Genomic DNA, 11,133 nt, shown 5'->3' with positions numbered 1-11,133 from the left:
CGTCACCTCCGACCCGCTGCACCCTGCGCGCCCCCGGCCCCGTCTCCGCGCTGACCAGCCTCAACACGGCGCTCCACGAGCATTGCACCAGCGGCGGCGATCCGCGCTACTGCACCGTCATCTTCGGCATCCTCGAACCCGACCCGGTCACCGGGCGGGGCACCGTCCGGCTCGCTGCGGGCGGCCGCCCCCCGGCGCTCGTACTCCGGGCCGGCGCCACAGCCCACTTCCTGCCCACCCTTGGCGGCTTGCTCGTCGGCGCCCTGCCCGCGGTGCGCTTCGCCACCGCCACCACCGTCCTCGCCCCCGGCGACACCCTCCTGCTCTACACCGACGGCCTCACCGAGGCCCGCACCGGCGAAGACTGCACCGCCCTGTACGGGGACGAGGCCCTGCACGCCTTCGTCGCCGACCATGCCGGGCAAGCCCCCACAGGCCCATCCAGGCTCTGACCGGCCTGCTGGACGACTTCGGCGACGGTCTCGACGACGACACCGCTCTGCTCGCTGTCGGCATCCCCGCCCTCACCCCGACTCGAGGACTCAAGACACCGAATAGGTGCGCTGAAAATCACCGCCCGAGACGCCCCGACTGGTCCTGTTCTGGAGATCGCCGGCGAACTCGACTGCACCAACGCCGCCGAGCTGCCGGACCTGCTCACCACGATCCCCCTCCAGCCAGGACAGCGCATCGTGCTGGACTTGGCCGGACTGGAGTTCTGCGACTCCAGCGGCGTCAGCGCCCTGATCGCCGCCCGTAATCTCGCCGGTGCCGCCCAGGCCGACGTCGTCCTTGCCGCAGTCCCTGCCCACACCCTGCGCGTTCTGCGCATCGTCGGACTCGACGAGATCTTCTCCTTCCATCCCGACAGCGACGCCGCTACCCGGCCCCGACCCTGGAGGCGGCATCGGGCGCTCCCACGGTGTGTGTAGTGGGCACTCGGGTACGCGAGAGAACAGGTGAGCCGAAAAACACCGAAGAGCGGTGAACGCGACGAAAGGGCACCGTATGGCCATCCCCCTGAAACAGACCGCCGACAACCAGGGCCGGGATGAGGACGCCCCGCTGCGCTACGGCGCGACCTGGGGGGAAGACGCGGCCCCTGCCGCAGACGCACGCCATGCCCTGCGCGCCTTGCTCAGCCACGGCCCCCGAACCGGCCGCGCAGCAGTGCCGGCCGCCCTGGCCGTCGACGCCGAACTCGCCGTGAGTGAGCTGGTCACCAACGCCGTCCGGCACGCGCCGGGCCCCTGCGGAATGACCCTGGAGCTGTCCGGCGACGAGTTGACGATCACCGTATGGGACAGCTCCACCGAGAAGCCGGCGGTGAAGAAGGCCGACCCGCGGCGCATCGGCGGTCATGGGCTGCACCTGGTGCACACGGTCAGCGACAGGGTCGTCGTCGCACTCCGTGAAACGGGAAAGCGGATCACCGCCCATCTGTCCCTGATACCGAAGCAGAGCACCATTGGTCTCCGCGGAATCGCGCTCCCGGGCTGAACGTCAGCGTTTTCGGTCCATAGCAGCGAAGACAACGGACTCGGCTGACGAAAGGCGCACGGCACTCGCTGGGCCGCCGACTCGTCGTGGCACCGACCCGGGTGCTCTCATCGGTACCCGGCCGGGCCGGCGATGGAATCTGGTCAGTGGGCTGACCGGTGTCCCGAACCGTCAGGTTGCGCGGTTCACAAGCTCTCGTGGCGGGGCGTTTGCCCTCTGCGCGCCTCTGTCTGCTCGGCGACCGAGGCGGCGGGCGCGAAGTCGCATGCAGCGGGCGGCCCACGCGGTGGCGAATGCTGACGCTGAAGTGAACGAAGCCAGCAGGGTACCTTCCGGGAAGGTCCGTATCCGCCAGAGGAAGGCCATGGACATAACCGGCGCCGATCTCCAGCTCTGACCAGCTGTGACGTACGGCCGTCCGGGCCGTCCTCTGTTCCTCCGCGGTGGGTCGCCGGACAGGGGCGAGGGGGTCAGTCTTCGCGGAGCACGTCCTTGACCGTCTCGTGCAGTGGCAGGACGGTCGTGAGACGGGTGAGTTCGAGGATGCGTCTGACCTCCGGTTGGACACCGGTCAACGCGAATCGGTGCCCGGCGTCCGAGCGGCGGCGGTGCATGTCGACGAAGGCTCCCAAGCCGCTGGAGTCGCAGAAGTCCACGTGGGTGAGGTCCAGGATCAGCGACGGGACGTCCTGCATCTCCGTGGTGGTGAGATGCCCGAGCAACTGGGGGGCGGTGTGGTAGTCGATGGGACCGTCCACGGCGACGACCGCGTGTCGTGGACCGCGGTGCGATGTGAGGGTCAGCGTCGGGCCGGTGGGGAGCAGACTGTTGGCGTCGACCGGTGGTGTGGTGCCGGTGGGCTTGTGCTCTTCGGTGCCGGGGGAGGGGGTCATCGGAGGCGGCTCTCCTGTATACGGGGCGAACGGGTGAGCTGGTTGTCCTGGTGTAGGTGTCGGTCGAGGAGCCGACCGGGGTGCGTCTTCATGAGGTCTTGACCTCCGCCCACACCACTTTCCCTCCGTCGATCAGGCGGGTGCCCCATCGTGTCGCGACGGCGTCGATGAGGAATATGCCCCGGTGCCCGAACTCCCCGGGTTGGGAAACGATGAGACGAGGCTCCTCGCGGCTGCTGTCCGTCACCTCCAGGACCACGCGTTCGCCGGCTCGCCGCAGCTCGACGCGCAACGGTGTCCTGGCATGGCGGACGGCGTTGGCGACCATTTCATCCGCGATCAGCATCATGTCGTTCACCAGATGCCGCAGACCCCACTCGCGCATGACCTTGGAGACCAGGTCGCGGGCTTCGGGGACCGCGCTGGAGACCGGGGCGTAGTCACGCGCGACCGATACCACCTGGTGCGCGGCGTCCTCGGGCCGGTGCAGGTACAGCATGGCGATGTCGTCGTCGTGCTGACCGCCGGCCAGGGCGTCCAGCCAGGAGTCGCAGTCCGCCTCGATCTCACCCACGGGCCCGGCCAGCAGCTCCCGCAGGTGCCGCAGCCCGTCGTCGATGGGGCGGCCGCGGCGCTCGACCAGGCCATCGGTGTACAGCAGCAGCCGCGATCCGGGCGGCAGCGAGACCTCCTGCTCCGCGTAGCGGCGCCTGCCCACTCCCAGCGGCGGTCCGACCGTCTCGTCCAGGAACGTCACCCTGCCTGCCGGGTCGCGCCGGGCGGGCGGCAGGTGCCCGGCGACGGCGGCGCGCAACTGGTCCCGGCGCGGGTCGAGCACCGCGTACACGCATGTGGCGATGGAGCCGGGAGCGATGTCGTCCACCAGGACGCTCAGTTGTTCCAGCACGTCGGCGGGGGCGAGACCGAGCTGTGCGTAGGCCCGGCAGGCCGTACGGATCTGGCCCATGACCGCTGCCGCCCTGACGCCCTTGCCCATCACGTCACCGACGACCAGCGCCACTTGGCCCTCCGGGAGAGGTATGAGGTCCACCCAGTCACCGCCGGCGCCGCGATCCCGGGCGGCGGGCAGGTACCGTGACGTGCTCGCGATCCCGTCGACGTGGGGCAGCGCCGGCAGCAGGTGCCGTTGCAGCTCGGCGGCCGCTTCCCGCTCCTGGCGGTAGGACTGCGCGTTCTGCAGCGCCACGGCGGTCTGCGCGGCGACACCGGTGACCAGACGTTCGTGCCGCTCCGTGAACATCCCCCGCTCGGGATGGCCGAAGAAGAACCCGCCGAGCACCGCTCCCCGGGACATCACCGGCACGGCCAGGTAACTGCGCACCGGCAGGTGGCCGTCCGGCATGCCGTGGTGAGGCGCGTTGTGCCCGTAACGCGGATCCGCGGTGATGTCCTCGGACCGCACCACACCGAGACCCCGGAAGGTCTGCTCGAACACCTGCGTGTTGCGCGGCATGGGGAACTTGTCGAAGGCCGACCGGTCGACACCGGAGATCACATAGAGCAGGTACGACTCCCCGGTCTCGCCCAGGACGTTGTAGAAGAAGGCGCCGAACGCCCCTCCGGCCAGGCGGGTGGCGGCGTCGACCGCGCGCTGGACCAGCGCGTCGAGGTCGAGTTCCGCCGCCAGGACACTGCCGACCTCCTGCAGCAGTTCGACGATCACCGCCTCCTCGCGCAGCTCCCGCTCCCGCTGCTCCAGCTCCTGTTGAGAGGGGCGCAGCTCCGTCGTGGCGGAGCGCAGCTCGGCCACGACCGTCTGCTGGTGAGCCACTCGCTGCCCCACCAGGCTCTCCATGCTCTCCAGGAGAGCGCGAGCCGCGTCCGCCTCCTCTGCGGGCGATGGCCGGACGGCGGACAACAGCGCCAGGCGCATGCCGGCGGTCACGGTGCGGAAGAGCGTGGTGACCTCGGCGGGCAGCGGAACACGGGAGAACAGCACCACCGCGAACCCGTCGCCCGGCGACAGGGTCCCACCGAAGGCCAGTGCGCAACGGACGCCCTGCCCCGGGAGGAGTTCCTCCAGCCCGTGCACCTGGCTGCCCGACAGGTGCACGACCTCGGCGTCGCCTTCCGGCGGCCCAGCGCCGTCCGCGTCCCCGGCCGTGACTCCCAGGCGTTCCAGCAGCCGGTGCACCCACGGTGTCTCCCCGGCTCCTCCGGACAAGGCCAGCGCCACGTGCAACGGACCGGACCTCTCGGCACCGGGCCAGTTGACGTCCGCGCCACGGAATCCGGCCAAGGTCAGACGCCACGCGTGCTCAGCGTGGACTCCCACGGCTGCCGGTGCCGCGGGGGCGGCGTTCCACGGCCCCGCGTGGAAGACTCCCACGGCAGGACAGGCCCGTCCGTCATGACCGTCGACCAGGCTGTCGTAGAAGAAGTCGGCGACCAACTGCGCCGCCGCGTCCAATGACGGCGCGCCACTGACGGCCTCCCGCAGCAGGGCATTGCATCGGGCCGTTTCACTCAGTCCGAAAGCCGACAGGTCGAACCGGACGTCCTGCACGCTGTGTCACACCTCGAATAGCTGAAGAGGGAGTAGGCCATGGATGACAGCAGGACCATGGAGGTCAAAGATTAACCCCCGATTCTGGTTCGTCCCCATCCGTGCTTCCATCGCGTACCCCGGCCGATCCGTGTGGATGCGGTGCGGGCCGAGTTCAGTGGCGTAGCGCGGTGAGGGAGTCCTCGACAGTGGGGTGGAAGGTGAACACCTGATCGAGGCCCACGGTCTGGAAGACGTGGGTGACGTAGTGACCGAGTCCGGTCAGGCTGAGGAAACAGGTGGCGGCTCAGCGCGGTGGTAAGCGGTCACGAGGGACGGTGACGCCCGTGGAGTCGCAGTAGGAGACGCCGCCGAGTGGTGCTGTCCATGGCCCGTGACGAACTGCGCCCGATCATCAAGCTGAGGTCCACCGCCGGCACCGGCTTGACCTACGTGACCCGCAAGAACCGCCGTAACGACCCCAGTGCGCCGACGTACTCGATGAGGCCCGCTGCGCGCATCCACACCGCTGCAACCTTGTTGCTTCCGTGTACTCGCTGGTGCGGCGGGTGACTGGGCGTCTGTCGATGCCGGTCACGAGCAGACGAAGGGTGAGGCCATCCTCTCGTCTTGCGGCATCAGTTGGTCACGGGTTCGGACGAAGTCTTCCGGAAGTGATCGGGCGATGCTCTTGTGCCGGTACTGGTGGGAAGGTTGCGCAGCGCCGTCCCGGCCGGGGGTCTGACTCATGAGATCTATGACCGACGTGTCCAGTCACGGGCTTGTCGACTGTCGTGCGGGTTGGCGACTGCTGGTACCGAGCCACGGGGCGTGTCCCCATAGGGCCCTTGCCAACGATCAAGCGCCATCACGCTTCAGACCGCCCGAGCAGGCCGGTGCCATCCGCGCAGCCAGCACGTCACACGGGGGAGGCGAACCATGCGATATGCCGCCCGAGAGGTCTTCAACCTGGTCAGGTCGGTATCCAGCGTCCCCCTGCTGTAGGGGCGTCCGTGAGACGTGAGAGGGTCTGGGGCGTGAGTGAGACACCACCGAACACCCTGCAATACCGCTTCGACGGGCCGGAAGACGCTCCGGTCCTCATCCTGGGTCCCTCACTGGGCACCACCTGGCACATGTGGGACCGTCAGGTCCCCGAGCTGACCCAGCAGTGGCGTGTCTTCCGCTTCGACCTCCCCGGGCACGGCGGCGCCCCGGCGCACCCGGCCGGCTCCGTCACCGACCTCGCCGAGCGGCTGCTCGCCACCCTCGACGCCGTGGGCGTGCAGCGCTTCGGGTACGCCGGGTGCGCGCTCGGTGGCGCGGTCGGCATCGCGCTGGCGCTGCGCCACCCCGAGCGCGTCGCGTCGCTCGCCCTGATCGCCGCCTCCCCGCGTTTCGGCACCGCCGACGAGTTCCGGCAGCGGGGCGTGATCGTGCGGTCCAACGGCCTCGACCCGATCGCCCGCACCTCGCCCGACCGCTGGTTCACCTCCGGCTTCGCGGCCGCGCAGCCCGCCATCACCGAGTGGGCCGTACAGATGGTGCGCACCACCGACCCCGGCTGCTACATCGCCGCCTGCGAGGCGCTCGCCTCCTTCGACGTACGGCCCCAGCTCGCCGGCGTCACCGTGCCCACCCTCGTCCTCGTCGGCTCCGACGACCAGGTCACCGGGCCCGCCGAGGCCCGCACGCTGGTCGCCGGGATACCCGACGCCCGGCTCGCGGTCGTCCCCGGCGCCTCCCACCTCGTGCCCGTCGAGCAGCCCGCCGCCGTCACCGACCTGCTGGTGCGGCACTTCTCCACCGCCTGGCAGCCCGCCTACGACTCCACCACCGGCCAGCTGGCCGTGGTCGCCGCGCCCGTCCGGCCGGCGCCGGTCGCGGCGCCCGTGCAGCCCGCGCCCATCGCCGAGATCGCCCCGGCCGTCGTCGCCCCGCCGCAGTCGGCCGGCCGCCCGGATCCGTACGACGCCGGGATCAAGGTCCGCCGCGAGGTCCTCGGCGACGCGCACGTCGACCGGACCCTCGCGGAGGCCGACGAGTTCTCCGGCGACTACCAGGAGTTCGTCACCCGGTACGCCTGGGGGGAGATCTGGGACCGGCCCGGCCTCGACCGGCGCACCCGCAGCTGCGTCACCCTCACCGCGCTCGTCGCGGGCGGGCACCTCGACGAGCTCGCCTCCCACACCCGTGCCGCCCTGCGCAACGGCCTCACCCCCGGCGAGATCAAGGAAGTGCTGCTCCAGGCGGCCGTCTACTGCGGTGTCCCGGCCGCGAACAGCGCGTTCAAGGTCGCCCAGCAGGTCATCCGCGAGGAGACCACGCCGGAGGTGTGAGCGTCCGCCACCCGCGCACGTCAGGATGGACCCATGAAGCTCACGAAGAAGTCGCACGCGTGCGTCCGGCTGGAGAAGTACGGCCGGACGCTCGTCATCGACCCCGGCGGGTTCACGGAACGGGACGCCACGGCCGGCGCCGAGGCGATCCTCGTCACCCACGAACACCCCGACCACTTCGACGAGGGACGTCTGCGCGCGGCCCTGGAGGCCGACCCGGCGACCGAGATCTGGACCCTGAGGTCCGTCGCGGAGCAGCTCTCGGCGGCCTTCCCGGGGCGCGTGCACACGGTCGGCCACGGCGACACCTTCACCGCCGCCGGCTTCGACGTCGAGGTGCACGGCGAGCTGCACGCCGTCATCCACCCGGACATCCCGCGCATCACCAACGTCGGCTATCTCGTCGACGGCGGCAAGGTCTTCCACCCGGGCGACGCCCTGACCGTCCCCGCCCGCCCCGTGGAGACGCTGATGCTCCCGGTCATGGCCCCGTGGAACAAGATCTCCGAGGTCATCGACTACGTCCGCGAACTGAGGCCGCAGCGCGCCTACGACATCCACGACGCCCTCCTCACCGACCTGGCCCGCCCGATCTACGACCGCCAGATCGGCGCCCTCGGCGGCACGGACCACCTGCGGCTCGGTCCGGGGGACTCGGCCGAGGTGTGAGGGGGCGTGCCCCGGGCGGGACCGCGTTGTCGGACCCGCCCGGTAGGTTGTGAGGCATGCGTATCGCGACCTGGAACGTGAACTCGATCACCGCCCGCCTGCCCAGGCTCCTCGCCTGGCTGGAGAGCAGCGGCACCGACGTGCTGTGCCTGCAGGAGGCCAAGGTCGCCGAGGAGCAGTTCCCCTTCGACGCGCTGCGCGAGCTCGGCTACGAGGCGGCGGTCCACGCCACCGGCCGGTGGAACGGCGTGGCGGTGCTCTCCCGCGTCGGCATCGAGGACGTCGTCAAGGGCCTGCCCGGCGACCCCGGCTACGACGGCTCCGTGGAACCCCGCGCGATCTCCGCGACCTGCGGCCCGGTCCGCGTCTGGTCGGTCTACGTGCCGAACGGCCGCGAGGTGGACCACCCCCACTACGCCTACAAGCTCCAGTGGTTCGAGGCCCTGAAGGCGGCCGTCGCCGGGGACGCGGCCGGCAGCCGCCCCTTCGCGGTGATGGGCGACTACAACGTGGCGCCGACGGACGACGACGTCTTCGACCGGTCCGCCTTCGAGGGCTCCACGCACGTCACCTCGGCCGAGCGCGCCGCGCTCGCCTCCCTGCGCGAGACGGGCCTGACGGACGTGGTCCCGCGGCCCCTGAAGTACGACCACCCGTTCACCTACTGGGACTACCGCCAGCTCTGCTTCCCCAAGAACCGCGGCATGCGCATCGACCTCGTGTACGGCAACGAGGCGTTCGCCAAGGCCGTGACCGACGCCTACGTGGACCGCGAGGAGCGCAAGGGCAAGGGCGCCTCCGACCACGCCCCGGTCGTGGTCGACCTGGACGTCTAGCAGCGCCCCGGCAGGCCGCTCACGGCACCAGCGACCGCAGGTCCACCGATCCGGCCAGCGCGGCGAGCCCCGCGTCCCCGGGGTGCAGATGGTCGCCGCTGTCGTAGGCCGGCAGCATCCGCGACGGGTGCGCCGGATCGCGCACCACGGCGGCGAAGTCGAGCACCCCGTCGAAGACGCCCGCCCCGCGGATCCAGTCGTTGATCCTGGCCCGCTCGGCGTCGACGGCCGGGGTGCACCGCGCCTCGCCCTCGCACGGCAGGATCGTCGCCGCCAGCATCCGCAGCCCGTGCGCGTGCCCGCGCTCGGCGAGCGCCCGCAGACCGGCGACGACCTGCTCGGCCGTGGCCTGCCAGCGCACGTCGTTGATCCCCTCGAAGACCACGGCCGTGCGCACCGACGTCTGCGCCAGGACGTCCCGGTCGAAGCGGTGCAGCGCGCTCACCCCGGAGGTGTCGGTGGACACGCCGTCACCGGGATACCGGTCGGAGACCACGCGGTTGCCGGAGATCCCCTCGTTGAGCACGCCGTAGCGCGGCACCTCGCTCTGGCCGCGCAGCCGGTCCGCCAGCACGTCCGGCCACCGCCGGTCGGCGTCCGGCGTCGACCGGTCGCCGTCGGTGATGGAGTCGCCGAGCAGCACCACCGACCCCGGGCCGCCGGACACGTCGACCCCCGTCAGCAGCGGCCAGCTGGTCAGCACGGTCGGGAAGGCCGCCGCGGAGACGTCCCCCGTGTGGTCACCCGGCTCGCTCACGTACGACCGCTGCTGCGCGAGCCGGTGCACGGGCGCCGCCGGCACGGTCCCGGGCAGATGGAAGCTCACCAGCAGATGCGCGTCCCCGGGCACCCGGAAGCCCAGCGGATCGCTGTACGCCTGGGCGCCCGCCGGGATCCGCACGCCCCGCGCCCCGCCGAAGGACAAGCGCACCGGCGTGCCCGTCGCCTCCGCGCCCGACCGCCGCACGGACACGGTCGCGCCGCCGATCCGCACCGGCCCCGCCGCGAAGGTGTTGTCGAACCGCAGCCGCACCCGTGGCCCGCCCACGGAGGTGTGCACCACGAGCCGCAGGGTCCGGTCCGTCCAGGGGCCGACGGCCGGGTGGCCCCCGGTCGCGGTCGCCCAGCTCCCCGTCCAGCCGGCCGCGGGGGCGCGTACGGCGAGCGCGAACACATGCATCGCCGGCGCCCGCGGCAGCCGTACCGAGGCGACCTCGCGCCCGGCCGCGAGGGGCACCGTCACGACGTACAGCCGCGGCCGTTCGGCGAGCGGACCGCCAGGCGTGTTGAGGTGCGCCAGGGCGACCGCCTTCGTGGCAAGCGGGCCGGTGCGCCAGTCGGGGGCGGTGAGGGCGTACGCGGACCGGGTGCCGTCGGCGTAGGTGACGGCACCGGTGCCGGTCACGCCGGTGCCGGCCGTGCCCGCCACCAGGAAGGCGAGGGCGTCGCCCCGGCCGCGCAGCCGTACCTCCTGCCCGGCGGCCCGGACGTTGTCCGGAACGCCGCCCCGCCCGGGCCAGGTCAGCCGGGCGCCCTGAACGGTCAGGGTGCGGCCGGGCGTCCAGTCGGCGGCGGCGAGGGACTGCGCGGACAGCGAGGCGCCGGATCCGTCGAAGTCGGCCTCGGAGGGCCGGGTGTCGTCGCTGACGGCCGTGTTGTCGAAGAGCCGTTCCAGCGGCTGCGGTCCCGGCCCGCGCGCGGAGGCCGCCTGCGCCGGGAGGCCGGGCACCAGCACGGTGAAGAGGGCCAGGACGACGGCGGAACCCCACCTGCGTCGGCGCACCTTCGACTCCTCCCGTTCGCGTCCGCACCTGACGTCGGACGAGTGGTTCTCCTGAGACGCGTGACGCACCGAGAAAGTAGGGAGGGAGCGGTGACCCGTCAACGCGCCATGCGCGAACTCGGCGTGAACTCGACCCGAATCGACGGTCTGCGCGCCTGTGGTGCGTTCGGCCGTGCGAATGACACGCTGGAGGTATGAAGATCCCTTTTCTGGGCGGCCGGCCGGAGGAGCGCGGGGCCGTCGACCCCGAGGGCATCGCCGAACTCCTGGCCGAGTGCGAGCTGTTGAGGTCCCTCGCCTTCCGGGCGGGGGTGCGACTCGACGACAGCGCCGAGTCGTTGGAGGCGCTCGACCAGATGCTGCCGCGGTGGCGGGACGACGCGGAGATCCTGCCGTGGCTCGGCAACGACGCGGGGCTCTACCTCGGCACGGTCCTCGTGCGCACGGTGCGCGGGGCGGACTGGATGATCCGGCCCGACGGCCAGCCGGTGGTACGGCTCGCCTCGGGACGGGAGTTCGACGTCGTGGCCGCCGGGCACGAGTGGGCGGTGAACGGGGTGCCCGAACTCTCGCAGTGCTACGGGGAGGTCGCTGAGACGTGAGGCTT

General features: G+C 71.6%; 9 protein-coding genes and 2 pseudogenes. 8 read left to right on the top strand and 3 right to left on the bottom strand.

The window, feature by feature from the left end; translation table 11 throughout:
• Positions 1–11: 11 nt before the first annotated feature.
• The 3 genes and pseudogenes from ABZ899_RS07830 to ABZ899_RS07820 all read left to right on the top strand — a co-directional run.
• A pseudogene (locus tag ABZ899_RS07830) lies at positions 12–526 on the top strand (PP2C family protein-serine/threonine phosphatase); the annotation flags it as partial.
• A gap of 28 nt (positions 527–554) precedes the next feature.
• Entirely contained in the window at positions 555–932 is a 378-nt protein-coding gene (locus tag ABZ899_RS07825; RefSeq protein ID WP_361342533.1) for an STAS domain-containing protein, read from the top strand.
• 76 nt (positions 933–1,008) lie between these two features.
• Positions 1,009–1,500 carry an ATP-binding protein gene (locus ABZ899_RS07820; RefSeq protein WP_361342256.1) on the top strand — a complete coding sequence of 164 codons (492 nt, stop codon included), beginning with the start codon at positions 1,009–1,011 and terminating at the stop codon, positions 1,498–1,500.
• Positions 1,501–1,970: 470 nt separating this feature from the next.
• On the opposite strand, the gene ABZ899_RS07815 is transcribed toward ABZ899_RS07820, so the two are convergent.
• Complete coding sequence (locus ABZ899_RS07815; RefSeq protein WP_361342254.1) at positions 1,971–2,393, bottom strand: STAS domain-containing protein; 423 nt, start codon at positions 2,391–2,393, stop codon at positions 1,971–1,973.
• An 88-nt stretch (positions 2,394–2,481) separates the two neighbouring features.
• Entirely contained in the window at positions 2,482–4,653 is a 2,172-nt protein-coding gene (locus ABZ899_RS07810) for a SpoIIE family protein phosphatase (protein WP_361342251.1), read from the bottom strand.
• A gap of 633 nt (positions 4,654–5,286) precedes the next feature.
• Here ABZ899_RS07810 and rpmG point away from each other — a divergent pair.
• The 4 genes and pseudogenes from rpmG to ABZ899_RS07790 all read left to right on the top strand — a co-directional run.
• Positions 5,287–5,382: pseudogene (gene rpmG / locus ABZ899_RS07805) on the top strand (50S ribosomal protein L33); the annotation flags it as partial.
• 554 nt (positions 5,383–5,936) lie between these two features.
• Positions 5,937–7,238, top strand: a complete 1,302-nt coding sequence (gene pcaC / locus ABZ899_RS07800) for a 4-carboxymuconolactone decarboxylase (RefSeq protein WP_361342248.1) — start codon at positions 5,937–5,939, stop codon at positions 7,236–7,238.
• Positions 7,239–7,271: 33 nt separating this feature from the next.
• Positions 7,272–7,907 carry an MBL fold metallo-hydrolase gene (locus tag ABZ899_RS07795; protein WP_361342245.1) on the top strand — a complete coding sequence of 212 codons (636 nt, stop codon included), beginning with the start codon at positions 7,272–7,274 and terminating at the stop codon, positions 7,905–7,907.
• A 56-nt stretch (positions 7,908–7,963) separates the two neighbouring features.
• On the top strand, positions 7,964–8,743 hold the full coding sequence (locus ABZ899_RS07790; protein ID WP_361342242.1) for an exodeoxyribonuclease III: 780 nt from the start codon (positions 7,964–7,966) through the stop codon (positions 8,741–8,743).
• Positions 8,744–8,762: 19 nt separating this feature from the next.
• Here ABZ899_RS07790 and ABZ899_RS07785 read toward each other — a convergent pair whose 3' ends face one another.
• On the bottom strand, positions 8,763–10,526 hold the full coding sequence (locus ABZ899_RS07785; protein WP_361342240.1) for an SGNH/GDSL hydrolase family protein: 1,764 nt from the start codon (positions 10,524–10,526) through the stop codon (positions 8,763–8,765).
• 194 nt (positions 10,527–10,720) lie between these two features.
• On the opposite strand from ABZ899_RS07785, the gene ABZ899_RS07780 reads away from it, so the two are divergent.
• Positions 10,721–11,128 carry a DUF6278 family protein gene (locus tag ABZ899_RS07780; protein ID WP_361342237.1) on the top strand — a complete coding sequence of 136 codons (408 nt, stop codon included), beginning with the start codon at positions 10,721–10,723 and terminating at the stop codon, positions 11,126–11,128.
• The last annotated feature ends 5 nt before the right edge of the window (positions 11,129–11,133 follow it).

Origin of the sequence: Streptomyces sp. NPDC046859 (assembly GCF_040645135.1) — a bacterium.
GTDB lineage: Bacteria > Actinomycetota > Actinomycetes > Streptomycetales > Streptomycetaceae > Streptomyces.
This window is presented reverse-complemented; position numbering and strand designations above follow the sequence as displayed.